This is a genomic window from Capnocytophaga sp. oral taxon 412 str. F0487 (assembly GCF_000271925.1).
Taxonomy (GTDB): Bacteria; Bacteroidota; Bacteroidia; order Flavobacteriales; family Flavobacteriaceae; genus Capnocytophaga; species Capnocytophaga ochracea.
Genome location: NZ_AJZR01000003.1, coordinates 7,501 through 32,866, shown reverse-complemented (window position 1 = coordinate 32,866; position 25,366 = coordinate 7,501). Strand labels below are relative to the sequence as shown.

The following is a 25,366-nucleotide window of genomic DNA, read 5'->3' as shown; positions in this document are numbered from 1 at the left end:
GTTTCGTCCATATCACTAACAAATTCAACAGTAGGAGAGGCAATGACAGAACCTGCTGAAGTACCTATGTACAACTTTCCATTATTAATTTGTTCAATAAGTAGTTTGTCGGCTCCTTTCTTTTTTAGTTCCTGCATTAGGTAGAAAGTATTTCCTCCAGAGATAAAAATATAATCATTTCGCTCTAATGTTGTAGCTATTTCTTCGGTAGTAGCGGTAGAAACTTCTAATTCTTCTATGATAAGACCTAATTTTTCAAAGGCTTTTCTATCGTCATCGACATAAAAACGCACTTCTTCTACCAAACTTGCTGTTGGAATAAATGCTAGTTTCTTTCCTTTTACGGGTTCACCTGCAAAATCTTCAAATAATTTTGCTACTGAACTGAATGATGAGGTTAAAAATAATTTTTTCATTTGTGTTAATTATCCTAATTTTTTCATTTGTGTTAATTATCCTAATTTTTTGGCGTCAGCTAAGAACTGTGCTAAGCCACTGTCGGTAAGAGGGTGTTTGAGGAGTCCGGTGATTGCTGAAAGAGGGGCAGTAATAACATCGGCTCCTATTTTAGCGCATTCGAGAATGTGCATCGTATGGCGCACTGAGGCTGCAAGAATTTGGGTTTTGAAATTATAGTTGTCGTAAATGAGACGTATGTCCTCGATGAGCGAAAGACCGTCGGTTGAGATATCGTCGAGTCTACCGATGAAAGGCGACACGTAAGTAGCCCCTGCTTTGGCTGCCAAAAGTGCCTGACCTGCTGAGAATACCAGCGTACAGTTGGTACGGATACCCTTATCGGTGAAATATTTAATGGCTTTGATACCGTCTTTTATCATCGGTACTTTCACTACTATTTGAGGATGAAGGGCAGCGAGTTCTTCACCTTCACGCACAATACCTTCAAAATCGGTGGCGATTACTTCGGCAGAAACATCGCCTTCTACGATAGTGCAGATATCAGTATAATGTTTTAGTATCGCGGCTTTGCCGGTGATACCTTCTTTTGCCATTAACGACGGATTAGTGGTTACGCCGTCTAACACACCCAAATCTTGGGCTTCTTGAATTTGCGATAAATTCGCTGTATCGATAAAAAATTTCATAATGTTATTAATTTATAATTGATAGTGTTTCATTAGCATTTTCTCGTAGGATTTGCTCGGCAAGAGTCGTTTGAGGACAATGGAGAACTTCTGCAAGAAACCACCTTGTTTGTAATGCACTTTTGGGTGTTTGGTATTGATGACTTTCAGTATTTTGTCTGCCATTTCTTTGGGGTCGCCACCACTATCGACGTGCTTGTTCATCAGACGGAGTTGTTTTTCATAGACTTCGGCATAAGGAGAACCTTCGTTTACAGGGGTATGGTAACGGCGAGAAGCAATATCGGTAGCATAATCGCCTGGGGAAATGGTACAGACTTCTATACCAAAAGACTTAACTTCCATACGTAGAGCTTCACTCATCAGGAGGAGAGCACCTTTGCTGGCTGAATAAGCCCCACGGAAAGGTAAGCCCATATAGCCTGCAATAGAGGCAATATTGATGATACGTCCGCTTCCCTGAGAGCGCATTGCTGGGAGGACTTGTTGTATCACAGTTATAGCACCATAGAGATTGGTAGCGAAAACGTTATGCAACTGCTCGGTAGGGAGTTCTTCTACGGCACCCGTAATACCTACACCTGCATTATTGATGAGTATATCGATGCGACCTACTTCGGTGAGGATTTGCTGTACCGCTTCTTTGATAGAAGCTTCGTTTCGCACGTCCATTGGCAAGAGACGAAAAGGCAAGTTTTTGCCTTCTACATTGCGCGCTGTTCCATAGACCAAAAAGCCTTTGGAGGTAAGTAACAAGGCGGTTTCTTTGCCTATGCCCGATGTAGCACCAGTGATGAGAACAGTTTTGTTCATTCGTTTAAGAAATTTGTGCAAAGGTAGGAATAATTTGCCAATTAGCAAATATGTGGAATTATCAAAAAAAGGGTTAAAATCAACGGAGAAGAAATCGGGCTAAATAGTAGCTACTTCGTCGTGAATATATTGTCGTCCTTCACAAAATTGAGCTAATTCCTCTTCTATAAACCATTTTACTTCCGTAGTAGAAGTTTTAGGGTATAACAGATGTACATTAGCCCCTGCATCGAGCGTAAAACAAAGTGGGATATTCGTTTCTTTACGGTATTGCCATATGCACTGAATCACTTCTAACGTATTGGGGCGCATCAGAATAAAGTATGGAATACTGGTTTGCATCATTGCGTGCAGAGTGAGAGCTTCACTTTCCACTACTTCTATGAAACGCTCTACATCACCGGAAGCAAAACTTCTGATAAGTTTATTGATATTCTCATTGGCTTGTGCAAAACGCGCCTCAGCAAAAGGGTGACCGTGCATTAGGTTATGACCTACGGTACTGCTGACTTGCTTCTGACCTCTATCGATGAGCAAAATAGTATCTTGATAATTTTGAAAAACTTCGTGAACGGGTAGGGGATAGGGTATACCATATTCATCGGAACTTCCTATAATGGCAGGGTGTTCGCCCCATACTACTATACTGCCTTGTACACTTCGGCAGGCACTGCCCGAACCCAAGCGCGCCAAAAAAGAGGCTTTTTGCCAAAAAGCTTCTTCTGTGGAAGTCTCTCCTAACTCTTTAGAAATTTGCATTAAGCATACTGAGAGGGCAGCCATTGCGCTTGCAGAAGAGGCAATACCACTGCTATGAGGGAAAGAATTATGTGAGGCAATACTAAAATGATAGTCCTTTAAGAAAGGCAAGTAAGCTACAATCCGCTCAAAGAAAGTATGGATTTTAGGGTGAAAAGAAGGTTTGGGTTGTCCTTCAAAGCTAAAATCGAATGAAAAGGGTTCGCCTGAGGCAATAGAAGATTCACTCCTACGTTCATATTCAATAGAAGTTTCGGTATAACAATGCGTGAGTGTAAAGCTGATAGAAGGGTTCGCAGGGAGCTGTTCCCCCTTCTTACCCCAATACTTTACTAAGGCTATATTACTCGGTGCTCTGAAAGAAATCATATTTAGGCAATAGGACTTAGTCCATAGGCGTTAGGGTATAGGCAATAGTAGGAAACTACTGACTCATATTACTTTAGTTTTTATTAGAATACTAAGAACTAAAACAAGGGTTTTTGTTTAGTGCTTCTGAATCTGAGAATTATTACACTATCTCCTTTAATTTCATAGTAGAGTAAAAATCTTCCTTTAAAGAAAATTCGCTGATAAACATTATCTTCTTCTATGTATTTAGCTAAAAAATAGGGGTCTTCTTCTATTTCTTTCTGAACTTTTTCAGTTTCAATTGCTATTTTTTCAGAATAAGAGTCAGATTTATTGTTCTCACTCCAGAAATCTAAAGTGTTTTCTAGCTCTGTCTTAGCCTTACCCGACCACCTTACTCGCATATCTTTTTCTGATGTTATCGAATAATTCTTTTCCGTCTATCCAATTGCCTTTTTCGACGTCTTCACGCGCTAAGGCAATTGCTTGTTTATCCTCATTTGTTATTAGAGAAGGATATTCGTAAGGATTGGTTACCTCAATTCCTATGGTAGCAAAGTAATCAACTATTTGTTGATACTGCTCAAAGTCGATATTTTTATTTAATATAAGTGTGTTCACATTGTTAGGTTTTAGGGATTCAACTTTGCCAAAGGTGCGAGCCGCCTATATTTTAAGCTCTCACAGCGCGGTTCATCACCAAATCGATGTACAAATTCACTTTGTCTTTGAGCTCTTTGCGATTTACGATAAAATCCAAGAAGCCGTGTTCGAGTAAGAACTCTGCTGTTTGGAAATCTTCGGGGAGGTCTTGCCCTGTTGTATCCTTCACTACGCGAGGTCCTGCAAAACCAATAAGAGCCCCTGGTTCGGCTATATTGATGTCGCCCAGCATTGCAAACGATGCACTGATACCTCCCGTTGTAGGGTCGGTACAAAGCGAGATGTAAGGTAGTTTGGCTTCGTCTAACTGAGCGAGTTTAATAGACGTTTTAGCCATTTGCATTAGTGAAAGAGCGGCTTCCATCATACGTGCGCCTCCTGATTTAGAAATCATCAAGAAAGGCAATCGGTGTTTGATAGCATAATCAATCGCACGACAAATCTTCTCACCTACTACACTCCCCATAGAACCACCGATGAAAGCGAAATCCATACAGCCTATTACAATAGACTTACCTTTAGAGCTTCCTACGGCAGTGCGCACGGCATCTTTTAAGTTTGTTTTTTGAGTAGCTTCTTCCAAACGTTGGGTATAGGGTTTTGTATCGACAAATTCTAAAGGGTCTTTAGAGCTCATATTGGCATCGAGTTCTTGAAATTCGTTGTTATCAAACAATATCTGGAAGTACTCTTTACTACCTATGCGCACGTGATACCCATCGTCGGGACTTACATAGAAGTTGGAAGCTAACTCGTCCTGTTCGACGATGTTACCGCTGGGTGATTTAAACCATAATCCTTTGGGGATATCTTTCTTTTCCTCAGTAGAGGTTTGTATTCCTTTTGCTGTTCTTTTAAACCAAGACATAATTATTCTGTTTTAGTAAAGTGCAAAAGTACAAAGTTTTTTTGAAATAGCAAAAAAGAAGAATTAGTGGTTAGTGGTTAATGGTTAATGATTAATGGTGAAGATAAGATAGGTTTTTTGAGTGATTTTCAACTTTGGCAAAGTATGTAGCGACGGAAAGACGAAGATAAGGCGAACGATGAGTGGCTCTACAGTGGCTCTACAGTGGGTCTACAGTGGGTCTACAGTGGGTCTACAGTGGGTCTACAGTGGGTCTACAGTGGGTCTACAGTGGCTCTACGCTGACTAATAGATTAAGAATCAGTGGAGGAAAGAGGGACAAAAGACGGTGCGAGCCACATAGGCAGATGAAGAATAAGCGCAGAATGATTGAACCTATGGAGAAGGTAAGGTGAAGAATAATTGGTGTATTGAGATTTGTTTTGTATTTTTGCACCGTTTTTAAGAAAAGTATAATGACGACCCATCACCAGCAACATCTTCTTAAACGCCTTTTGATATGGCGTGTAAAGCATATTTCGGATAGGCGTTTTATCCTTATTCTCAGTGGAATAATAGGCATTGCTACGGGATTGGCTGCCTTGGCAATGCGCTCGTTTACACATCTTATTCAGTGGCTGCTAGACGACAAGCTCGCTCAAACTATTACTTATAGTTTTTACTTTATCCTCCCAATGTTAGGCTTTGCCATTGTGTATTTGGTAAAAAAATACGTGATACGGCACGATGTGAACCACGGAATCCCTTCGATTCTTTATGCAGTAGCCCACCAAAAAGGGATAATGAAGCGCTTTCAGGCGTATGGCAGTATCCTCACAGCACCTATTACTGTTGGTTTTGGAGGTTCGGTGGGGTTAGAAGGCCCGATGGTAGTAACGGGGGCAGGTATTAGTTCCAATATTTGCAGGTTTTTTCACATTAATCAATCTAACCGGATGTTGCTTTTGGCGTGTGCTTGTGCGGCGGCTTTGGCAGCTATTTTTAAAGTGCCTATTGCGGCGATACTGTTTGCTATTGAGGTTTTTGGGTTGGATTTGACGCTTTCGTCACTCATACCACTGTTTATCGCTTCCCTTTGTGGGGTATTCACTTCCTATTTCTTCTTTGGCAGTGAAGTGTTAATACCCATAACCATCACGCGAGCTTTTTCATTGCAAGGTATTCCTTTTTATATTCTTTTAGGCGTGGTAGGCGGATTGATGTCGGCTTACTTTACCTATGTATACGAGAAAATGAATGCTGCTTTTAAGAAACTCACTTCTCCTTGGCTAAAAATAGTAGTAGGCGGAGCTCTTTTGGGGTTGCTTATTTACATAATGCCACCGCTTTACGGTGAAGGACACGAGATTATCAATCACCTGAAAGAAGGTCACCCCGAACTATCACTGAGTAGTAATATTTTTGGTTGGGACTTATCGAATGCGTGGGTGATTATCCTACTTTTGGCTGCACTTACCTTTGCAAAGGTTATTGCCACCTCGCTCACCTTTGGTGCGGGAGGGGTAGGAGGTATCTTCTCGCCTATGCTGTTTATGGGGGGAGTGATGGGGAACTGCTTGGCGCGCATCATCAACGAGTTTCCTATTTTGGGCTATAAAGCAGAGTTACCGAACTTCACTTTGGTGGGAATGACTGCCCTGATGACGGGGGTATTGCACGCACCCCTTACGGCTGTTTTTCTCATCGCCGAGGTAACGGGAGGTTATTCGCTTTTAGTACCGGCGATGCTCACTGCTGCGGTATCGTTTTTGGTAGCCAAATATTTTAATAAATATTCTGTTTATACGATGGAATTAGGCAGAAAAGGAGAACTCATCTCGCAAAATAAAGACCAATCGATACTCACCCTAATGGATTTTGACCAAGTGGTGGAACACAATTTCACTCCCGTATATACCGATATGAAACTTCGTGAGGTGGTGTACAATGCTGTGCGCGAGTCGAACCGCAATATTTACCCCGTACTCGACCGCGAAAAAGGTACGCTACAAGGTGTGATACTGCTTGACGACATACGACACTTGATTTTTGAAACGAACTATTACGACAAGATTCCTGCCGTAGAACTAATGCAAAAACCACCTGCCATCATAGAAATGGGCAAGGACAAGATGAGCACCGTAATGGATAAGTTTCAGCATACTGGTGCGTGGAACTTGCCCGTAGTGAAGGACGGTAAGTACGTAGGGTTTATTTCCAAATCGAAGTTGTTGAGCATTTATAGAAGGAAATTGATATATTTTACGCAGTAAGAGCTAAAAAGGTAAAAGATAAATCAAGATATAGAATTAAGCTAATACAAGTGTTTTATAGTCAAACAAAAATAGATTGCGAATAAAAAGGCTTGTTTTTTGGAAGGGTGAATAGCCTCACATACTCTGCTATTACAAGCTTTACCCCTACGAATGCCGAAAAAGTAGTTGGTTATCAGTACAATCAGCTTTGGCAAAATTTAAAACTTTGCCAAAGTGTAGTGCGTAAATTCGGATAGGCTATAATATAGAGAAACCAAACAGAAAAAAGTTCTTGTTATAGGTATCTTATACAAACCTTATACGAACCTTGGACGATAGCTATATCTATACATTTCTACACAAACACTATTTTTATAGAAAAACATTCCAAAAATCATCTTCATAACGAAATAAATATCTTTTTTAGTAATCTCTATGAGCTTTGAAAGTTGGAGCAGGGTTATTGAAATCCTTTTTAGAGAAAAGTATAAAGCAAAAAGAATTATTAGAATATATTATTGTATTTGTCATTAGTATTTGTAATTTTGCAGGCTCTATGGATATCATAACTCTTTTGAAAGCTGCGAGGTTGCGCACCTTACCCTTATCGGTTGCGGGGATTATCACGGGGAGTGCTTTGGCATTTCGCGAAGACCCTTATGCTTTTAGGAGGGAGATTTTTGGTTGGGCACTGCTTACCACTATTTTGTTTCAGGTACTTTCGAACTTTGCCAATGATTATGGCGATGGGGTAAAAGGCACGGACAATGAGCACCGTATAGGTCCTACAAGAGCTTTGCAGAGTGGGAGAGTTACGCGTAGGCAGATGAAGAGGGTTGTACTTATCACTGCTTTACTGTCGTTATTTTCGGCTACGGTGCTTATTTATACGGCTTTTGGAAGAGAAAATTTGTTATATATCTCGGTGTTTTTTGTTTTAGGAGTGCTGTGTGTGGTAGCGGCTATCAAGTACACTGTGGGGCAATCGGCTTATGGGTATCGGGGTTGGGGTGACCTATTTGTGTTTGTGTTCTTTGGGTTAGTGAGCGTGGTAGGCAGTTATTTCTTATACACAGAGAGCTTGAATAAGGTTATATGGTTGCCCGCTATAGCTATTGGCTTACTGAGTGTAGCAGTGCTGAACCTAAACAATATGCGCGATTATGAGAACGACAAGCGTTCGGGCAAACATACATTGGTAGTGAAAATGGGAATTCCGATGGCTAAATATTATCATTATTATTTAGTTATATTGGCGATGGTGGCAATGTTGGGCTTTTCGGTGATGCGTTTGCAAATGCGCTGGGAGCTTCTGTACTTAGTTGCTTTTCTGCCTTTAATAGGACATTTACTCACCATAAAACGAAATACGGAACTCAAACAGCTTGATAAAGAATTAAAGATAGTAGCCCTGAGTACTTTTTTGCTTTCGGTACTCTTTTTTGTGGGGATTTTGATACATATATTTTAAGGAGAGTTAAACGAAAGAAGGAGATAGTAACGGACGTTATATATATTAAATAAATACACTAAAAAACATAATAACTATGGAGGTAACTTATTACGGACACTCGTGTGTGAGCATCAAAATAGGCGATACACATTTGCTTGTAGACCCCTTTATTGCTAATAATCCTTTGGCAAGCCATATAGATATCAATACGATTCCTGCTGACTACATCTTGATAACCTCGGCGCAACAAGACCATATATCGGACGTGGAGCAGATAGCTAAGCGCACGAAAGCGCAGATCATTTCGAATTTTGAAATCTCTAATTACTTTTTTAATTTGGGAATAGAAAATTCGCACCCTATGGACTTGGGAGGGTTGTACAGTTTCCCATTTGGGTCGGTGAAGATGGTACCAGCATTGCATTCTTCTACCTTTGAAAATGGCACTGCCGGCGGGTGCGCTTGTGGGTTTGTAATTAAAACTTTGGAAAAGACGGTATACGTATCGGGGGCTACGGCTTTGTATTTTGATATGCAACTTATACCAGTGCGTTATAAGTTGGACTTAGCTATATTGCCCATTGGAGGTAACTTTACAATGGACGTGGAAGACGCTATTATGGCTTCGGACTTTGTGAAATGCAACAAGGTGTTGGGGTATCATTACGACACTTTTAACCTCATTAAGTTAGATGATAAGGATTTAGCAAAGAGGAGTTTTAAGGCAAAAGGCAAAGAGCTGATATTAACAGATATAGGACAATCTATTTTTGTATAAATTATGAGGAAAGCGACGTTTATTATAGCTTTGCTCTTTACAATATTTAGAAAAAACAGATTTTGCTCATTCATTAAAATTGATTACTTTTGCAATTTAAATCCACAATTAAATAGTTTGTTATGAACTCAGCTGTACAATATATCAAAGATTTCGAAGGGAATGACATATTAGCCGTTATTCCTATTGAGGAATATCGCTTTTTACGTGAAAGAGCTACTTGGGAAGAGGAAGAAGAATATGACATTTCTGAAGCACAAAAACAGATGTTAGATGAACGTATTGAAAAATACAAAAATCACCCAGAGTTATTAATTCCATATGAAGAAGTAAAAAGAGAAATAAGAAATGAATTTGGAATATAACTTATTTTTTTCTGAAGAAGCTAAGAAAGAATTGAAAAGTATTATTGCTAAATACGATATACTACAACAAGGGTTAGCTGATAAAGTTTATGATGATATTCAGCATAATTTGGACTACCTTAGATTTATGCCCTTTATATGTCCGAAAAAATATAAAGCTTTAAGAATACTATATACCAAAAAGTATAAAATAGCTATATATTACATTATTGAAGAAGAGATGAGGAATGTAATCATTTATTCTTTTTCACATCAAAAAGAAAACTCTGCAAAAGTATTCAACAGAATCAATTTCTAAACGACTAAAGACTAAACAATGGAACTGATAAAATTACACGATAAGACTTTTGAGCCTTACGTATCTGCCGAGGAACTCAACCAAATTACCGAACGAATGGCAAGTGAGGTATATCAAGATTTGCAAGAATCACGCCCCATTTTTATCGCCATACTGAATGGCTCTTTTATGTTTGCAGCCGACTTCCTAAGGCACTACAAAGGCGAATGTGAAATATCATTTGTAAAAATGGCGTCTTATAAAGGCACCCAGTCTACTGGAAAAATACACCAACTCATAGGGCTTTCTACCCCAGTGGAAGGACGTGATGTGGTAATCTTGGAAGACATTATCGATACCGGCAACACTTTAGAAGAAATTTACCGCATTTTCGAAGATAAAAAGGTGAACTCTTTCCGCGTGGCTACCCTCTTCTTCAAACCCGATGCCTACAAAAAAGACCTCAAAATAGACTATGTAGGCAAACCTATCCCTAACCGCTTTATCGTGGGCTATGGATTGGATTTTGACGAGATAGCGCGCAACCTACCCCAAGTATATCAATTAAACACTTCATTAACTATGACAAATTTAGTACTTTTCGGCAAACCAGGAGCTGGCAAAGGCACCCAAGCCGCTTTTTTGAAAGACAAATACAACTTAGTACACATCTCTACCGGTGATATTTTCCGTCATAATATCAAGAACGAAACCAAACTCGGCAAACTCGCTCAATCGTATATGGATAAAGGCGACCTCGTACCCGATGAAGTTACTATACAAATGCTACAAGAGGAAGTTGAAAAGAACCCTAATGCCGAAGGATTTATCTTCGACGGCTTCCCTCGTACTATCGCACAAGCCGAAGCCCTCGATGCTTTCTTAGACAACAAAGGAATGCGCATTCACGGCACTCTTGCCTTGGAAGCTGATGACGAGATACTCATCAAACGATTGGTAGAGCGCGGTAAAGTGAGCGGTCGCACTGATGACCAAGACGAAGAGAAAATACGCAACCGTTTCACTGAATATAACGAAAAAACAGCTCCTCTTATCACTTTCTATCAAACGCAAGGTAAATATCACACGATTAATGGTATAGGTACTATCGAAGAAATTACTACCCGCCTTTCTGAGACCATCGACAAAATTAAAGCTGAATAATCCCCAATGACCGAAGGCAATTTCACCGACTACGTAAAGATATACGCTGCCTCTGGCAAAGGAGGTGCAGGCTCTATGCACCTACACCGCGAGAAGTTCGTGCCCAAAGGCGGTCCTGATGGAGGCGATGGCGGTAGAGGAGGGCATATCATCTTGCGTGGCAATAAACACCTTTGGACGCTCATACACTTCAAGTTCCAGCAGCACTTTCGTGCCGAACACGGAGAAGCCGGAGGAGCCAACCGTAGTTTTGGTGCCGACGGTAAAGATATCACTTTGGAAGTCCCCTTAGGAACCATTGTTAAAGATGCTGAAACTGGAGAAGTACTCTTTGAAATTACAGAAGACGGACAAGAAATCATCGTTTTGCGCGGTGGCAAAGGGGGATTAGGCAACTGGCATTTCCGCACCGCTACCAACCAAACCCCGCGCTACGCCCAACCAGGTCTCCCTGGTGAAGAACGCGAGTTGCTTTTAGAGTTAAAAGTGTTAGCCGATGTAGGTTTTGTAGGCTTCCCCAATGCGGGCAAATCTACATTGCTATCGGTAATTACTTCTGCTAAGCCAAAAATAGGCGACTATCCATTCACAACCCTCAAACCCAACTTGGGTATTGTGCAAAACCGCGATTACCAATCGTTTGTAGTAGCCGATATACCTGGGATTATAGAGGGAGCTGCCGAAGGCAAGGGCTTGGGGCATTACTTCTTGCGACATATAGAGCGCAACTCGGTATTGCTATTCCTCATTCCCGCTGACAGCAAGGATATCATTGCTGAATACCACATCTTGCTCAACGAACTCAAAGAATACAACCCTGAACTATTGGACAAAGACCGCCTCATAGCCATTTCAAAATCGGATATGTTAGACGACGAGCTCACCGAAGCCATTCGGCAAGAAGTAGCAACAGGATTAGGTGATACGCCTTTCTTGTTTATCTCGTCGGTATCGGGCAAAGGTATTCAGCAACTGAAAGACAAACTTTGGGAAATGATACAATAATATAAAAAGTCAGCTATAAAAGCTGACTTTTTATATTATTCAATTCCTTATAACGACTGTTTTCACATCAATAAATCTTAGGGTTCCACTGTTCGGGGTATTTAGGAGTAATATCCTTATAAAAGTTCTGTATTTCCTCCATTATTTGCTCTTGTGGGAGCGTTTGTAAGTCCTCTAAGCTAATGGTCTTCCCGATGTATATCATTTTCTTCTTAAAATCACCAGCACCTAAAACGATGGGTACTTGGGCAGAAAGAGCTATATGATAGAAGCCCATACGCCACTTGTTCACCTTAGAACGCGTTCCCTCAGGGGTTACTACCAAGCTAAAGTCTTCTTTCTTAAAGAGTTCAGTAACAAGTTCTATCAAGTGATTGCGCTGTGAACGGTCGATGCCAATCCCTCCTAACTTGCGCACTAACCAGCCGTACCACGCTTTGGTATGCGCATCTTTTATAATGAGTTTAATCGGTTTTTCCATCTTCCAATAAGCTAAGATTCCCAAAACAAACTCCCAATTAGTAGTATGTGGTGCTACTACTAACACACAGCGGTTTAAGGTTTTCAAATCACCTTGTAATTCTATCTTCCACCCCATTAGCCATAAGGCTAAGGAGCCAATCCATTTTTTCATCTTTATTCTATTTATAACTCGCTTCTACGCGTAATATTTTCTATTTCACTACCAGTATTGGTATATTATAATCACTACAAAATTGCCTGTCGTGCTACGACTAACTCGCTTCTACGCGTAATATTTTCTATCTCACTACCAGTATTGGTATATTATTATAATCCCTACAAAATTGCCTGTCGTGCTACGACTGCCCGCCGTGTTACGGCTGCCCGTCGTGCTACGACCGTGTTACGACGTATCTTTCAAAAGTAAACCCATAAGCGTGCCGTTCGTCTTTTTCAAAACGCTCAGAGGCAACTAATTCCCATTCTTCACGGTTAAACTCAGGAAAGAATACATCAGCTTCGGCAAAAGTGTGATGTACCCGTGTGAGTTCTATCACATCGGCAAAGGGGAGGGCTTGCGCATAGATTTCTCCACCGCCTATCACGTAAGGGTTAGGGTCTATTGCCAAAGCCTTTTCTATCGCCTCTTCAACTGAAGAAACCACCACAGCTCCCTCTTTCGCATACCCTTTCTGGCGCGTAATAACAATATGTATACGGTTAGGCAAAGGCTTCGGGAAAGTCTCGAAAGTCTTCCGCCCCATTATAATGCAGTGTCCCGTTGTGAGGCGTTTAAAATGCTTAAAATCTTCAGGCAAATGCCATAACAGTTGGTCACCTTTGCCAATAGCGTTATTCTCGGCAACAGCAGCTATAAGAGTTATCATATTTAGTGAATAGTGAAAAGTGAACAGTTAAAAGTTTGTAGACGACGTATTGGTTTGCTCGTTATCTTTCTCAGCCTGTTCAGCTGCCAATTCACGTTTTGCTTGTTCCTTTTGTGTGGCAAACTCTTTTTCTACTGCGGCTTCCATCTTTATAAGTTTTTTCTGTTGAGCTGCTATCAGTTGTTCGCGTTGCTTTTCTTGCCATTCCTTTCCTAAGAAGCGATGCAAAACAAATACATTCATAGCGTGCCACAGCCAGATGAAAAGCCACAAGAGTATCGCCCACAAATACCAATTATAGGTCGCTCCGTAGTCTAATACCTTATTGGCTACTACAAAAAAGATAGAGCCTAACACAAAGACAAAGAAGTGAAGATATAACAATCGTTTCTGCTTGAGACGATTTTCAGCATTTTTGAAAAGTTCATATTGTTCGGGAGTGAGTTGAGTGTCTGTCATTCTATATCTGTTTTTAAGATTTTGGGGCAAAAGTAAGAAAAATATGCTATCTACGAAAGAATTATACACTATTTATATTATTTTTGTCACTTCTCATCTGCTCATCTGCTATTAATAAAACGCCTGTGTACCTCACATAAATTTGCTAATTAATTTACCAGCCGTGCTACAACTGCCCGTCGCCACTATAACCTCACATTACCTCCGTCATTCATCATTCGTCACTCGTCATTTCTTCTCTTTTCCGTCGCCACATTCCTCCTTTGAAGGGGGCAAGGGGGAGGTTTCTTTTGATTTTCCGTCGCTACACTCCCCCTCTCCTTTGGAGAGGGACGGGGTGAGGATTCCTCTTTCTTTCGCCTCGAAACCCCGTTTTTAACATTTTTAGCGTTGTTGTATTGTATTATGAATCAACTTTTCACATACCCTTCCTATACCAATCGTCCAAGATTCGTATAAGCTTCCTATAAGCTCTCTATAAGCTAACCCCACCCAAAATACAGCTCATCTTTTACCTTTTCCCAAAACTCTCCCTTCCGAACTCCTTCGATATCTTCCGAACCCCTCAATCTTCCTTTATTTTCTAATTCTCTCATTTTCTAATCTGCTAATTTTCTCTGGCTGTCATCGCTTTTTCGTCTCGAACTTTGGCAAAGTTTTAAACTTTGCCAAAGTTGAATTATGGCATTATGAGCATTGTTATATTTATAACATCTCCAACTCCCTTTGTATAAAACCTCTTTTTTATTTTTATAGAAGCAAAAATGCTTTTATTTTTGCACTTTAATTCAGGATATACTATGAATCAAAAGGTAAAACGTGATGCCCCTTGCACTTAACCAAAGTTTCAAACTTTGAGATTCTCAGAGCCTTTTCAAACAGATATCAAAAATAAATGAACTATGTCAGAAAATAAAAAATCCTTCGGTCAAACACTCAAAACTTTCTCACCCAACTTCTGGGTAGCAAGTTTCCTCCAACTGATGGAACGTTGGGGCTTCTACGGTATCTTTACCCTTCTCCCCTTGTATTTAGTAGCTTCAACTGACCAAGGCGGATTGGGTCTTTCGCATACCGAAAAAGGAAGTATTATAGGCAACGTAACCGCTATACAGTACTTTTTGCCACTTGTCTTTGGCGTGATAGCCGACCGTATAGGCTACAAACTCTCTTTGGTCATTTCTTGTACTATAATGGCGATAGGCTATTACCTAATGGGTGAAGTAAACACCTATTGGTCGATGTATATGATGTTCCTTTTTGCCGCCGTTGGAGGGGGCTTCTTCAAACCCGTTATCAACGGTACCGTTGCTCGCAATACCGATGAAAGCACCAGTACAATGGGCTTCGGTATCTTTTATATGATGGTGAACGTCGGGGGCTTCTTAGGTCCTGCAATGTCGTCCTACCTACGCACTACCCTCGGTTGGCGCATTATCTTCCTGCAAGCCGCGGTGGTAATGGTTATCAACCTGCTGGTAGTTTTATTCTTTTTCAAAGAACCTAAAATGGCACAACGCGACAGCAAACCTATTCTCACCGAAATCAAAGAATCCATAATGCACATTATAGAGGCACTCAAAGACCGTCGCCTTACCATATTGCTCATACTGATGGTCGGTTTTTGGACGATGTTCAACCAGCTGTTCTACACCCTGCCTAATTTTATCGAAGATTGGGTAGATTCCTCCAAAGTAAGTGCGTGGATTAACCATCATTTGCCTTTCTTAGGCACTATCCTCACCGAAAAAGGACAAGTAAAAGCCGAATGGTTCATCAATATCGATTCATTTATGATTATCTTCTTTCAGGTAGTTGTATCCTATTTCGTAACCAAAATGACTCACGTAAGCGCAATGATTCGCGGTACGATTATCGGAACCATAGGGGTAACGCTCACTTTTATGTTCAATAATGTGTGGTTTACCATTATAGGCACTATGATTTTCTCCATAGGCGAAATGGCTGCTAGCCCTACGCTTTCAGCTTTTATTGCTCAAATCACCCCTAAGGGGAAGGAAGCCCTCTATCAAGGTACTTATTTCTTGCCTGTGGCGGTAGGTAATTATATTGCAGGACTTATTTCTGGTGATTTATACGAAAAATGGTCTGATAAATATACTTTACTAAAAACCGAACTCACAAATAAAGCCATTGCAATGCCCGAAAACCTCACTAAAAAGGAATATTTCGATTTAGCAAGTCAGAAGTTAGGTCTCAGTCAGTCTCAAATCACCGATTTGCTTTGGAATACTTATAACCCCAACAAAATGTGGTATCTTATTTGTGGAATAGGGGTCTTTGCTGCCCTATCACTATATGCCTATAACAAAATAATGGTAAGAAAAGAATCAATTTAATAAATCTAACTTTTTTCTTACTCTTACGTTAAACTCCGCTCTCGTTGCCTTTACCTCTCTGAGAAAGCCATCGAGAGCGGAGTTTTTTTCGTCTTACCGTAGCCTTAGATTCGAATGACCTTCGAATAACCTCTTGATTTTTAACTATATTTCACCTGCCACACCTTTTACCTTTTTCCTTATTTGTTAAATTGCTAATTACGCCGTACCTTTGCACCTTGAAATTAAAAGTTAAACTTAAAAACAAAACACTATGGATTTTTTAAAATTAGCACAAACTCGCTATACTACTAAACATTACAGCTCTCAGCGCGTAAGCGATGAGGATATCGCTAAGCTCAAAGAGATATTACGCCTCGCTCCTTCGTCTATCAATTCACAGCCTTGGCAATTTGTGTTCATAAGTGATGAAGCTACTAAAGAGGCTTTCGCCAAAGCGTCGTTCATCAATGAAGAACGCGTGAAGCAAGCCAGCCATTTAGTAGTGTTTATGGCGAATAGTGCCTTGCCTTCATTTGAGAAAAAGCTCGCTAAAGCTGCTACCGAAACAGGACTCAACTTCTATCATAAAGTGCAGAAACCCAAAGGTGATGTAGGACTTTATGCGTGGATAAACAACCAAGTGTATATTGCATTAGGCTTTTTTCTCAGTGCGTGTGCTTCTATGGGCATCGATAGTACCCCTATGGAAGGCATCATTAATACCGAATACGACAAGCTTCTGAATGAACCTCAATACACTACGCTCTTTGCGGTGGCGATAGGCTATCGCGACCCCGAGGATAGCAATCAGTTGCACTTGCGCCCAAAATCGCGCTTGCCGTTAGAAGAAGTAGTAAAGGATTTTAAATTATAATTAGAGTCGTAAACTTTGCCAAAGTTGAAAAGCTATACTTCTTTGTTTGATTTGAATTGATTTGTAAGATTTCTGAGGCAAAGCCTCATTCTTAACAAGATTATATGCAACAAAAACGCGACATACGCGCACTGACCAAAGACGAACTTCGCGCTTTCTTCGAGAGCAATGGCGATAAACCTTTTCGTGGCAACCAAGTATACGAATGGTTGTGGCAGAAAGGCGTGCATACTTTCGAGGAGATGACCTCACTGCCCAAAGCTACACGCGAGATGCTCAGCGAACATTTTAACATCAACCATATCAAAGTAGATGTGATGCAGCGCAGTAACGATGGTACGATTAAAAACGCTGTGCGTTTGCACGACGGGTTATTAGTAGAGTCGGTGCTAATTCCTACCGATACTCGCACCACCGCTTGCGTATCCAGTCAGGTGGGGTGTAGTCTCAACTGTTCGTTTTGTGCCACTGCTCGCTTAAAACGTATGCGCAATCTCCTCCCCGATGAGATATTCGACCAAGTAAAGGTAATCGATGAGCAAAGTCGCGCTTTCTTTGGTCGTCCGCTCTCTAACATAGTATTTATGGGAATGGGCGAACCACTGATGAACTATAATAATGTATTGAAGGCAATCGACAAGATTACTTCGCCTGAAGGCTTAGGAATGTCGCCTAAACGCATTACGCTATCCACTTCGGGTATCCCCAAATTGATAAAAAAAATGGCTGATGATGAGGTAAAATTCAAATTAGCTGTATCTTTGCACTCGGCTATCAGTAGTGTGCGCACGGGCATTATGCCTTTCAATGAACAATTTCCACTGGAAGAACTACGCGAAGCCTTAGCGTATTGGTATCAAAAAACCAAAAACCGTATTACTTATGAGTACGTAGTGTGGAAGGGTATCAACGACCAGAAGAAGGACGTAGAAGCACTGATAAAGTTTTGTAAGTTTGCCCCTTCTAAGGTAAACCTCATTGAGTACAACCCTATTGACGATGGAGCATTTCAACAAGCCGACCCTAAAGCGCTTGAACTTTACCAAACAATGCTTGAAGAGGCAGGCATCACCGTTACCGTTCGCCACTCCCGTGGTAAAGACATCGATGCCGCCTGCGGACAATTAGCAAATAAAAAGGCCTTAGGCAATAGGTCTTAGGAACATTATCTTAAAACCTGTGGACTGAGGACTAATGCCTATGGTCTGAAACCTATGAATGATATTAAAGACTTTAAAGATTTAATTGTTTGGCAAAAAGCAATGGATCTTGTAGTTGAAGTTTATAACTTAGTTAAGAAACTACCTAAAGAAGAACAATTTGCTTTAAGTGACCAAATGAGACGTGCTGTTATCTCTATTCCAAGTAATATTGCTGAAGGAAGAGGGAGATATTCAATTAAAGAATATACTCATTTTTTATCTGTCGCCAAAGGTTCAAATGCTGAATTAGAAACACAATTATTGCTTTGTGTAAAAATTAATTATCTAAACAATTCAGATATTGAAAGAGCTTTTGGTTTAATAAAAGAAGTAGGAAAAATGCTTACTTCTTTACAAAAAAGTTTGACAATAAGTAATACGCAATAGTTATATTATCCTACCCCCCCCTGTGGCCTAAGGCCTAATGCCTATGGCCTAAAAAAGAATGGAAGTATTTTTAATAAAAGCGGCTCAGCTGATTCTGAGTCTTTCAATTTTAGTAGTCCTACACGAGTTAGGACATTTTATACCTGCTAAACTCTTCAAAACAAGAGTAGAAAAGTTTTTTCTTTTCTTCGATGTGAAGTTTGCCCTTTTTAAGAAGAAGATAGGCGAAACAGTATACGGCATTGGGTGGCTACCGTTGGGTGGCTACGTGAAGATTGCCGGTATGATTGATGAGAGTATGGACAAAGAGCAAATGGCGCGACCTCCACAGCCGTGGGAGTTCCGTTCTAAACCTGCGTGGCAACGCCTTATCATTATGGTAGGTGGTGTAACGGTAAACCTGCTCTTAGGCTTCATTATCTACGCGATGATACTCTTCACTTGGGGGCAAGACCAGCTCAAACCCGAAGGTATTAAGGAAGGTTTTGCAGTAACCCGCACAATGCGTGCTTATGGGTTCCAGAACGGCGATATTGTAACCGCTATCAATGGTAAACCCTTAGAAAGCGTAGCCGATGTAAGTAAATATATCTTGTTGCGCAATACCAGTGAGCTTACCGTAAAAGGACAAGACGGAACTGTGCGTACTCTATCTCTCCCCGATTCTATTGGGAAGATGCTCTATTTACGAGGAGAAACAACTCCTTTTAGTGTAAAAGTAAAACCCATTATCGATACGGTTTTCGCCGAATCACCAGCTGCCAAAGCAGGTTTACAAAAGGACGATAAGTTGTTAAGCATCAATGGAGAACCTATTTACTATTTCTCCGATGTAACCCCTGCTCTTGCAATGGCTCCTGAAAACACTCCAGTCACTTTTGCTATTGAGCGCAACGGAAAGCCAATGACCCTCAGCGTCCTGCCCGACAGTAATAAAAAAATAGGTATCAGCGGTATGCAAACCGAAGGTGAGGTACAATTTACTCATAAGACTTACAGTTTAGGAGAAACTCTCGGTCACGGAATTGCATACGGTTACAATGTGCTACACGACTATGTAGCCCAGTTTAAATTTATCTTTACCAAGAAGGGAGCCAGTGAAGTAGGAGGCTTTGGTTCTATAGGAAAGCTCTTTCCATCGTCTTGGAATTGGCTCGCTTTTTGGCATATTACTGCTTTCCTATCTATTGCCCTAGCCTTTATGAATATTTTACCTATCCCAGCCTTAGACGGGGGACACGTGGTATTCCTCCTCTACGAAATGGTAACGGGTAGAAAACCGAGTGAAAAAGTATTAGAACACGCCCAAATGGTAGGTTTTGTTATTTTAATAGCCCTTTTACTATATGCCAATGGTAGCGACCTGTATAGAGCGATATTTAACAAGTAATTAGGTAAGACTTTGCCAAAGTTTCCTGCCCGTGTGGCTCGCACCTTTGGCAAAGTTGAAAAACTTATAGGCTAAATGAAACACATCTACTTCATCATATTATTCTTGAGTTTTGGAGCACTGCAAGCGCAGAGCCTTGAGAAAGTACGCGTTGCCTATACTACGGCTTCCGATAGCAAAGAAAACGCTGTAGCTTTTGCAGAGCTGATAGCTAATACTCCTACTACTGATGTGGTGCTAAGTGCTTATAAAGGGGCGAGTAAGATGATATTAGCAAAATTTGGAGGCAATCGTATTGCCCTGCTCAAAGAAGGCAAACCGCTGTTAGAAAATGCTCTCAACCAGCAACCTCAAAACGCTGAACTCCACCTTATACGCCTCAGTGTGCAAGAACACTTGCCCAAAGTAGTACCCTATCGCAACGACATCACTGACGATAAGGATTTTATACTCGCACACTACGCTCAGCAAACCCGTGAACTACAAAAGTATATAGCAGGGTTTGTAAAGAAGTCGAAAGTGTTTAACGACGAAGAGAAAAAGAAAATGGGGCTATGAACTATTGCGTTTTAATTCCTACGTATAACAATGCTAAAACCCTCGCTCGTGTGATTGATGGGGTGTTGCGCTATACCTCTCACATTATCATAGTGAATGATGGTGCAACAGATGCTACTCCCGATATACTCGCTCGTTACCCTGAGCTCACTATTATTCATCTTCCTAAGAACAAAGGCAAAGGCAACGCCCTCCGCATAGGCTTTAACAAAGCCCGCGATTTAGGGTACGACTATGCCGTTACCATCGACTCCGACGGACAACATTACCCCGAAGATATACCTGTATTTATAGCTACTATAGAAGCTGAAAGTGAATCTACTCTATTGGTAGGTAGTAGGAATATGACCCAAGACGGGGTGCCTAAGAAAAGTAGTTTTGGGCATAAATTTTCTAACTTCTGGTTTCACCTCGAAACGGGTGTCAATCTTCCTGATACGCAATCGGGATATAGGTTATATCCTTTGCATCACATTCCTAAGAAATATTACACCGAAAAGTTTGAGTTTGAGATAGAGATATTAGTGCGCAGTAGTTGGAATGGGGTACAACTGAAGAATGTACCTATACAAGTGTTGTACGACCCCGAAGAACGAGTTTCGCATTTTCGTCCGTTTAGGGATTTTATGCGTATCAGTGTGCTGAACAGCGTGTTGGTGCTCATTGCGCTTTTCTATATCAAACCGCGTAATTTCTTTAGAGATGCCAAAAAAAAGAGTCTCAAACGTTTTATTAAAGAAGATATTTTAGAGAGCGACAGCAGTGATAGTGTGAAGGCAGGTTCGGTAGCATTAGGCGTATTCTTTGGTATTGCGCCTTTTTGGGGATTTCAAACCATACTTACTATTACTTTGGCAGTATTCTTCAATTTGAACAAAACATTGGCTTTTATATGCTCGAATGTGAGTATTCCCCCAATGATACCGGTGCTTATTTTCACTTCTCTTAAAATAGGTACTTTTTTTGTGGGGGGCACGATTCTTCCGCAAGGTGACCTCACCACAATGGAATACATCAAAAACAATTTATTGCAATACTTAGTAGGGAGTTTTACTTTAGCGATTACTGCTTCATTTGTTTTAGGAATGCTTACCTATGGTTTATTAAAAATAAGAAGTAAAAAAGCTTAGATTATTAGACTTCCCTTTTTAATTCTCTCACTACTTCGAGTTCTCTTATTATTTCTTCTGAGGAATCTAACGTTACTAATCGCTGGCGATGTTCTTTAAAATTAGGAATCCCCTTAAAATAATTAGCATAATGCCTGCGCATTTCCAACACTCCTTGTCGTTCACCTTTCCATTCTACCGACCATAATAGATGGTTTTTAGCAGCTTCTACACGATCGGATATAGTAGGGGAGGGGAGAAGCTCTCCCGTTGCAAAATAATGCTTTATTTCATTAAATATCCACGGATAACCAATGGCTGCACGACCTATCATTATACCGTCTACACCGTAAGTATTGCGGTATTCTGAGGCTTTTTCAGGACTATCGATATCGCCGTTACCGAAAATAGGAATATGGATACGAGGATTGTTCTTCACTTTGGCAATATAGCTCCAATCGGAGTGACCTTTGTACATCTGGCTACGGGTACGGGCGTGAATGGTAAGCGCGCTGATACCTACATCTTGCAGACGTTCAGCTACTTCTTCTATATTGATACTTTGCTCGTCCCAGCCTAAACGCGTTTTTACGGTTACAGGTAAATGGGTACTGTTTACGACTGCTTTGGTAAGGCGCACCATCAAATCGATATCTTTCAATACCCCCGCTCCTGCGCCTTTGCTTACAACCTTCTTTACAGGACAACCAAAGTTGATGTCTACTAAATCGGGGTTTACAGTGGCAACGATTTTAGCTGAGAGCGCCATTGCTTCTTCATCACCTCCAAAAATTTGTATGCCTACGGGACGTTCGTAATCGAAAATATCTAACTTTTGACGGCTTTTAATGGCGTCGCGTATGAGTCCTTCGGAGGAAATGAACTCACTGTAAAGCATATCAGCTCCGTGCATTTTACAAAGGCGACGAAAGGGAGGATCGCTTACATCTTCCATAGGTGCAAGCAATAAAGGGAAATCTCCTAAATCTATGTTTCCTATTTTAGGCAATTTTTTTAATGATTAATTGTTAATGGTTAGTGATTAATAATTAATAATGAAGAAACTTCTTCCTGCTCTCTCTGCGAGGGGAATTAGAGATGCAAAAGCCATACTTCGGGCGAAATTTTGCATATTGTTAAATGAATAAATATCCTATTCCCACCCCTACAAAATATTGAGCTTCTGGTTGCCAAAGGGTACGCCCTCCGCTGAGGTCTATTTGAAAATTAGGTTTTAGGAGGTACGCAATTCCTGCATTGATATTATGCTCAGGAGCACGCGTGCCATTATAGGAGGCGTAATATTCTACAAAAGTCCAAAACTTATTGTTGGGAGCATAATTGATTTGGGCGGTAACATCCAAATTTTCAAATTGTCCAGAACTACTAGCGCAATAAGCTAATGAAAGTGCATCGGTGAGGGAACTCTCGAACGCTAAGCAAGCATCGAAAGTATAGGCTTTAGCATCTGTTTTGCTGTATTGCCCATAGCCAATGAGCCCTACTGAGGGGATAAAACGCTGTTCGGATTCGTACAAACGCTGTTTTACGCTGAAGGTAGTACTGCTAAAATCGGGGGTACGGAGGTCGAAATCGCCTTCTAAACGGATTTCTGTGTTTGTGATGAGTCCGTAGCGTAACATTAGATTCGCACTGCTTTCTTCTTTGCTGAAAACTAAACCATTTTCTATTTGAAACTGACCTTTGGGCAGGGTGTATACCCCTTCACTTTGGTCGGGGCGATCGGTGTTAATGTTTTCATCACTTTGAGCAATAGCCAAAGAAGTGCAGCACAGGCACAAAAGGAGTAAAAATAGGTTATTCTTCGATTTTTTCATATAAAAAATTATTAAAAGGAAAGCGAGTTATGTGTATCTCCTTTACCTTTTCGTACACCACCTCACGGAATTCTTCGAGATTGTTTTTATTGAGTGCCGAAATGAAGAGTACATCGCGCCCCATTCGTTGCATCCAAGTTTGTTTCCATTCTTCAAGGGTGAAGTGTTTTGTAGTGCGCTGGGTAGCCAAATCGTCTTCGGCTATTTCTTCGTTTGTATAAGCGTCGATTTTATTGAATACCATAATGGTAGGTTTATCGGCGCTGTGAATTTCGGCTAATATTTGGTTTACTGATTGGATATGCTCCTCGAAGTTGGGGTGTGAAATATCAACTACGTGCAAGAGCAAATCGGCTTCACGTACCTCGTCGAGGGTACTTTTAAACGACTCGATGAGCTGGGTAGGCAGTTTGCGAATGAACCCTACGGTATCGCTGAGCAAGAACGGTAGGTTCTCAATCACAACCTTGCGCACGGTGGTATCGAGGGTGGCAAAGAGCTTGTTTTCGGCAAAGACTTCGCTTTTGCTTATCACGTTCATTAGAGTTGATTTGCCTACGTTGGTATAGCCGATGAGCGCCACACGCACTAATGCTCCGCGATTACTGCGTTGAGTAGCCATTTGCTTATCGATAGCGGTGAGTTTCTTTTTGAGCAGGGCAATACGGTCGCGCACGATACGGCGGTCGGTTTCGATTTCGGTTTCACCAGGACCACGCATACCGATACCGCCTCGCTGACGTTCGAGGTGCGTCCATAATCCCGTAAGGCGCGGTAAGAGGTATTCGTATTGTGCCAATTCGACTTGTGTGCGCGAATAGCTGGTTTGTGCACGCTGAGCAAAGATATCGAGAATAAGCCCTGTGCGGTCTAATATCTTTGCTTTGAGAATACGCTCGATATTCTTCTGTTGAGCAGGGGTGAGTTCATCGTCGAAGATGACAGTACCTACCTCATTTTCTTCAACAAATTGCTGTACTTCCTCCATCTTACCGGTGCCGATGAAGGTCTTAGGGTTAGGCACATCAAGCTTTTGGGTGAAGCGTTTGAGCACTTCACCCCCAGCTGTGTAAGTAAGAAATTCGAGTTCGTCTAAATATTCCTTAGATTTTTCTTCGGTTTGTGTTTGATTGATAATCCCTACAAGTATTACTTTCTCGTAGGTAAGATTGATTTGTTCTAACATTCGTTAATCCCATTTGTGGCGAGAGGAAATGGCGTGTTTGCCACTTCCGGTAAAGAACAAAGCTAAAGCACCGAAAAGGAATAGTCCAGGGAGTTCAGGAGCCCAACCACCGTGAGCCGTAACTGCGGTAATTTGACCTCCATACGCCAAAAAGAGCGTACTAATTCCGCCGAGTACCATTATAAGAGCGGCTAAACGGGTTCGGAAGCCTAATACAATCATTATAGGGGCGATGATTTCGCTAAGATATACCCCATAGGCAATGAAGGTGGGAAGACCTTTGGCTACTAAGGTACTTTGAACATATCCAAAGGCATCGGCGTGTAGTAATTTGTTGATGCCGTGAGGAAGCATAAGCAAGCCTATGGTGAGGCGGAGGACGAGGAGTCCAAAATCTTTGTTTTTCATTTTATAAAAGGGTTTTTTAAGTTTACGGGGGCAAAGATAGGGAATAATTAGCAAATTAGCAAGTTCGTAGCACGACAGGTAGAGAAAATTAGCAAATTAGAGAATTAGAAAATGAGATAAATGGCAATAAAACTAGAAATGCCAATAATGCCAATAATGCTAGTAATCAACTTTGGCAAAGTTTTAAACTTTGCCAAAGTTTGAGATGAAAAAGCGACGACAGGCAGAGAAAATTAGCAAATTAGAAAATGAGAGAATTAGAAAATAGAGGAAGATTGAGAGGTTCGGAAGGAAACGAAAAAGTTCGGAAGAGAGTTGAGAGGGGTTTTGGCAAAAAAAGGCTGTTAGGAGGGTGGGGTTAGCTTATAGAGAGCTTATAGGAAGCTTATACGAATCTTGGACGATTGGTATAGAAAGGGTATATAAAA

At 41.0% G+C, this 25,366-nt stretch carries 28 protein-coding genes; 14 read left to right on the top strand and 14 right to left on the bottom strand.

Annotation, left to right across the window (positions count from 1 at the left end; all coding sequences use genetic code 11):
- The 7 genes from HMPREF1321_RS00430 to accD form a co-directional block, all read right to left on the bottom strand.
- The coding region (locus HMPREF1321_RS00430; RefSeq protein ID WP_009420851.1) for a Type 1 glutamine amidotransferase-like domain-containing protein at positions 1-416 on the bottom strand (416 nt) is incomplete at its 3' end.
- Between the two features lie 36 nt (positions 417-452).
- Positions 453-1,106, bottom strand: coding sequence for a fructose-6-phosphate aldolase (fsa, locus tag HMPREF1321_RS00425; protein ID WP_009420860.1), 654 nt, complete (start codon positions 1,104-1,106; stop codon positions 453-455).
- 12 nt (positions 1,107-1,118) lie between these two features.
- A complete protein-coding gene (locus HMPREF1321_RS00420) occupies positions 1,119-1,919 on the bottom strand; it encodes an SDR family oxidoreductase (protein WP_009420849.1) in 801 nt (266 codons plus the stop codon).
- Positions 1,920-2,018: 99 nt separating this feature from the next.
- Positions 2,019-3,047, bottom strand: a complete 1,029-nt coding sequence (locus tag HMPREF1321_RS00415; protein ID WP_009420848.1) for a diphosphomevalonate/mevalonate 3,5-bisphosphate decarboxylase family protein — start codon at positions 3,045-3,047, stop codon at positions 2,019-2,021.
- A 98-nt stretch (positions 3,048-3,145) separates the two neighbouring features.
- Entirely contained in the window at positions 3,146-3,433 is a 288-nt protein-coding gene (locus tag HMPREF1321_RS00410; protein WP_009417180.1) for a type II toxin-antitoxin system RelE/ParE family toxin, read from the bottom strand.
- Complete coding sequence (locus HMPREF1321_RS00405) at positions 3,411-3,650, bottom strand: hypothetical protein (RefSeq protein ID WP_009417173.1); 240 nt, start codon at positions 3,648-3,650, stop codon at positions 3,411-3,413. Before HMPREF1321_RS00405 ends, HMPREF1321_RS00410 begins: the two co-directional genes overlap by 23 nt.
- Before the next feature lie 52 nt (positions 3,651-3,702).
- Complete coding sequence (gene accD / locus HMPREF1321_RS00400; RefSeq protein ID WP_009420861.1) at positions 3,703-4,560, bottom strand: acetyl-CoA carboxylase, carboxyltransferase subunit beta; 858 nt, start codon at positions 4,558-4,560, stop codon at positions 3,703-3,705.
- 455 nt (positions 4,561-5,015) lie between these two features.
- Between accD and HMPREF1321_RS00395 the strand changes: the two genes are divergently transcribed.
- The 7 genes from HMPREF1321_RS00395 (at position 5,016) to obgE (ending at position 11,836) form a co-directional block, all read left to right on the top strand.
- Positions 5,016-6,812, top strand: coding sequence for a chloride channel protein (locus tag HMPREF1321_RS00395; RefSeq protein ID WP_009420852.1), 1,797 nt, complete (start codon positions 5,016-5,018; stop codon positions 6,810-6,812).
- 424 nt (positions 6,813-7,236) lie between these two features.
- Complete coding sequence (menA, locus tag HMPREF1321_RS00390; protein WP_009420844.1) at positions 7,237-8,265, top strand: 1,4-dihydroxy-2-naphthoate octaprenyltransferase; 1,029 nt, start codon at positions 7,237-7,239, stop codon at positions 8,263-8,265.
- A gap of 76 nt (positions 8,266-8,341) precedes the next feature.
- Positions 8,342-9,025 carry a metal-dependent hydrolase gene (locus tag HMPREF1321_RS00385; RefSeq protein ID WP_002673809.1) on the top strand — a complete coding sequence of 228 codons (684 nt, stop codon included), beginning with the start codon at positions 8,342-8,344 and terminating at the stop codon, positions 9,023-9,025.
- 122 nt (positions 9,026-9,147) lie between these two features.
- On the top strand, positions 9,148-9,390 hold the full coding sequence (locus tag HMPREF1321_RS00380) for an addiction module protein (RefSeq protein ID WP_009420845.1): 243 nt from the start codon (positions 9,148-9,150) through the stop codon (positions 9,388-9,390).
- Entirely contained in the window at positions 9,374-9,688 is a 315-nt protein-coding gene (locus tag HMPREF1321_RS00375) for a type II toxin-antitoxin system RelE/ParE family toxin (protein ID WP_009418921.1), read from the top strand. The genes HMPREF1321_RS00380 and HMPREF1321_RS00375 overlap by 17 nt, the downstream gene beginning before the upstream one ends.
- 18 nt (positions 9,689-9,706) lie before the next feature.
- A complete protein-coding gene (locus HMPREF1321_RS11280) occupies positions 9,707-10,831 on the top strand; it encodes an adenylate kinase (RefSeq protein ID WP_009420850.1) in 1,125 nt (374 codons plus the stop codon).
- 6 nt (positions 10,832-10,837) lie between these two features.
- Positions 10,838-11,836: a GTPase ObgE gene (obgE, locus tag HMPREF1321_RS00365; protein WP_009420854.1), complete on the top strand. Its 999-nt coding sequence runs from the start codon at positions 10,838-10,840 to the stop codon at positions 11,834-11,836.
- Positions 11,837-11,903: 67 nt separating this feature from the next.
- On the opposite strand, the gene HMPREF1321_RS00360 is transcribed toward obgE, so the two are convergent.
- The 3 genes from HMPREF1321_RS00360 to HMPREF1321_RS00350 form a co-directional block, all read right to left on the bottom strand.
- Positions 11,904-12,470 (bottom strand): 1-acyl-sn-glycerol-3-phosphate acyltransferase, encoded by a 567-nt coding sequence (locus HMPREF1321_RS00360; RefSeq protein ID WP_009420853.1) that lies wholly within the window; start codon positions 12,468-12,470, stop codon positions 11,904-11,906.
- A 220-nt stretch (positions 12,471-12,690) separates the two neighbouring features.
- Positions 12,691-13,185 carry a dihydrofolate reductase gene (locus HMPREF1321_RS00355; protein ID WP_009420864.1) on the bottom strand — a complete coding sequence of 165 codons (495 nt, stop codon included), beginning with the start codon at positions 13,183-13,185 and terminating at the stop codon, positions 12,691-12,693.
- Positions 13,186-13,212: 27 nt separating this feature from the next.
- Positions 13,213-13,644: a 2TM domain-containing protein gene (locus HMPREF1321_RS00350; RefSeq protein WP_009420865.1), complete on the bottom strand. Its 432-nt coding sequence runs from the start codon at positions 13,642-13,644 to the stop codon at positions 13,213-13,215.
- A 902-nt stretch (positions 13,645-14,546) separates the two neighbouring features.
- Here HMPREF1321_RS00350 and HMPREF1321_RS00345 point away from each other — a divergent pair.
- From HMPREF1321_RS00345 to HMPREF1321_RS00315, 7 genes are all read left to right on the top strand, one after another.
- Entirely contained in the window at positions 14,547-16,004 is a 1,458-nt protein-coding gene (locus HMPREF1321_RS00345) for an MFS transporter (protein ID WP_002673787.1), read from the top strand.
- A 253-nt stretch (positions 16,005-16,257) separates the two neighbouring features.
- Entirely contained in the window at positions 16,258-16,860 is a 603-nt protein-coding gene (locus HMPREF1321_RS00340) for a nitroreductase family protein (protein WP_009420869.1), read from the top strand.
- Positions 16,861-16,964: 104 nt separating this feature from the next.
- On the top strand, positions 16,965-18,020 hold the full coding sequence (rlmN, locus tag HMPREF1321_RS00335; protein ID WP_009420859.1) for a 23S rRNA (adenine(2503)-C(2))-methyltransferase RlmN: 1,056 nt from the start codon (positions 16,965-16,967) through the stop codon (positions 18,018-18,020).
- 54 nt (positions 18,021-18,074) lie between these two features.
- Entirely contained in the window at positions 18,075-18,449 is a 375-nt protein-coding gene (locus HMPREF1321_RS00330) for a four helix bundle protein (protein WP_009410551.1), read from the top strand.
- 58 nt (positions 18,450-18,507) lie between these two features.
- A complete protein-coding gene (rseP, locus tag HMPREF1321_RS00325) occupies positions 18,508-19,839 on the top strand; it encodes an RIP metalloprotease RseP (RefSeq protein ID WP_009420863.1) in 1,332 nt (443 codons plus the stop codon).
- 75 nt (positions 19,840-19,914) lie between these two features.
- On the top strand, positions 19,915-20,397 hold the full coding sequence (locus HMPREF1321_RS00320; protein ID WP_009420856.1) for a hypothetical protein: 483 nt from the start codon (positions 19,915-19,917) through the stop codon (positions 20,395-20,397).
- A complete protein-coding gene (locus HMPREF1321_RS00315; RefSeq protein ID WP_009420867.1) occupies positions 20,394-21,527 on the top strand; it encodes a DUF2062 domain-containing protein in 1,134 nt (377 codons plus the stop codon). The genes HMPREF1321_RS00320 and HMPREF1321_RS00315 overlap by 4 nt, the downstream gene beginning before the upstream one ends.
- A gap of 4 nt (positions 21,528-21,531) precedes the next feature.
- Here HMPREF1321_RS00315 and dusB read toward each other — a convergent pair whose 3' ends face one another.
- The 4 genes from dusB to HMPREF1321_RS00295 all read right to left on the bottom strand — a co-directional run bounded on the left by dusB (position 21,532) and on the right by HMPREF1321_RS00295 (position 24,938).
- Positions 21,532-22,515 carry a tRNA dihydrouridine synthase DusB gene (dusB, locus tag HMPREF1321_RS00310; protein WP_009420855.1) on the bottom strand — a complete coding sequence of 328 codons (984 nt, stop codon included), beginning with the start codon at positions 22,513-22,515 and terminating at the stop codon, positions 21,532-21,534.
- Positions 22,516-22,642: 127 nt separating this feature from the next.
- Positions 22,643-23,344 (bottom strand): transporter, encoded by a 702-nt coding sequence (locus HMPREF1321_RS00305; RefSeq protein WP_034575334.1) that lies wholly within the window; start codon positions 23,342-23,344, stop codon positions 22,643-22,645.
- On the bottom strand, positions 23,325-24,530 hold the full coding sequence (gene hflX / locus HMPREF1321_RS00300) for a GTPase HflX (protein ID WP_009420847.1): 1,206 nt from the start codon (positions 24,528-24,530) through the stop codon (positions 23,325-23,327). The genes HMPREF1321_RS00305 and hflX overlap by 20 nt, the downstream gene beginning before the upstream one ends.
- 3 nt (positions 24,531-24,533) lie before the next feature.
- Entirely contained in the window at positions 24,534-24,938 is a 405-nt protein-coding gene (locus tag HMPREF1321_RS00295; RefSeq protein WP_009410544.1) for a DoxX family protein, read from the bottom strand.
- Positions 24,939-25,366: the final 428 nt, after the last annotated feature.

Coding starts and splice junctions, on each gene's coding strand:
- HMPREF1321_RS00330 (WP_009410551.1), top strand. CDS start 18,075: ATGAATGATATTAAAGACTTTAAAGATTTAATTGTTTGGCAAAAAGCA.
- HMPREF1321_RS00410 (WP_009417180.1), bottom strand. CDS start 3,433: ATGCGAGTAAGGTGGTCGGGTAAGGCTAAGACAGAGCTAGAAAACACT.
- HMPREF1321_RS00380 (WP_009420845.1), top strand. CDS start 9,148: ATGAACTCAGCTGTACAATATATCAAAGATTTCGAAGGGAATGACATA.
- HMPREF1321_RS00295 (WP_009410544.1), bottom strand. CDS start 24,938: ATGAAAAACAAAGATTTTGGACTCCTCGTCCTCCGCCTCACCATAGGC.
- HMPREF1321_RS00420 (WP_009420849.1), bottom strand. CDS start 1,919: ATGAACAAAACTGTTCTCATCACTGGTGCTACATCGGGCATAGGCAAA.
- fsa (WP_009420860.1), bottom strand. CDS start 1,106: ATGAAATTTTTTATCGATACAGCGAATTTATCGCAAATTCAAGAAGCC.
- HMPREF1321_RS00320 (WP_009420856.1), top strand. CDS start 19,915: ATGAAACACATCTACTTCATCATATTATTCTTGAGTTTTGGAGCACTG.
- HMPREF1321_RS00350 (WP_009420865.1), bottom strand. CDS start 13,644: ATGACAGACACTCAACTCACTCCCGAACAATATGAACTTTTCAAAAAT.
- accD (WP_009420861.1), bottom strand. CDS start 4,560: ATGTCTTGGTTTAAAAGAACAGCAAAAGGAATACAAACCTCTACTGAG.
- HMPREF1321_RS00305 (WP_034575334.1), bottom strand. CDS start 23,344: ATGAAAAAATCGAAGAATAACCTATTTTTACTCCTTTTGTGCCTGTGC.
- rlmN (WP_009420859.1), top strand. CDS start 16,965: ATGCAACAAAAACGCGACATACGCGCACTGACCAAAGACGAACTTCGC.
- HMPREF1321_RS00385 (WP_002673809.1), top strand. CDS start 8,342: ATGGAGGTAACTTATTACGGACACTCGTGTGTGAGCATCAAAATAGGC.
- HMPREF1321_RS00345 (WP_002673787.1), top strand. CDS start 14,547: ATGTCAGAAAATAAAAAATCCTTCGGTCAAACACTCAAAACTTTCTCA.
- HMPREF1321_RS11280 (WP_009420850.1), top strand. CDS start 9,707: ATGGAACTGATAAAATTACACGATAAGACTTTTGAGCCTTACGTATCT.
- HMPREF1321_RS00315 (WP_009420867.1), top strand. CDS start 20,394: ATGAACTATTGCGTTTTAATTCCTACGTATAACAATGCTAAAACCCTC.
- HMPREF1321_RS00340 (WP_009420869.1), top strand. CDS start 16,258: ATGGATTTTTTAAAATTAGCACAAACTCGCTATACTACTAAACATTAC.
- HMPREF1321_RS00360 (WP_009420853.1), bottom strand. CDS start 12,470: ATGAAAAAATGGATTGGCTCCTTAGCCTTATGGCTAATGGGGTGGAAG.
- rseP (WP_009420863.1), top strand. CDS start 18,508: ATGGAAGTATTTTTAATAAAAGCGGCTCAGCTGATTCTGAGTCTTTCA.
- obgE (WP_009420854.1), top strand. CDS start 10,838: ATGACCGAAGGCAATTTCACCGACTACGTAAAGATATACGCTGCCTCT.
- HMPREF1321_RS00415 (WP_009420848.1), bottom strand. CDS start 3,047: ATGATTTCTTTCAGAGCACCGAGTAATATAGCCTTAGTAAAGTATTGG.
- HMPREF1321_RS00395 (WP_009420852.1), top strand. CDS start 5,016: ATGACGACCCATCACCAGCAACATCTTCTTAAACGCCTTTTGATATGG.
- hflX (WP_009420847.1), bottom strand. CDS start 24,530: ATGTTAGAACAAATCAATCTTACCTACGAGAAAGTAATACTTGTAGGG.
- HMPREF1321_RS00355 (WP_009420864.1), bottom strand. CDS start 13,185: ATGATAACTCTTATAGCTGCTGTTGCCGAGAATAACGCTATTGGCAAA.
- HMPREF1321_RS00375 (WP_009418921.1), top strand. CDS start 9,374: ATGAATTTGGAATATAACTTATTTTTTTCTGAAGAAGCTAAGAAAGAA.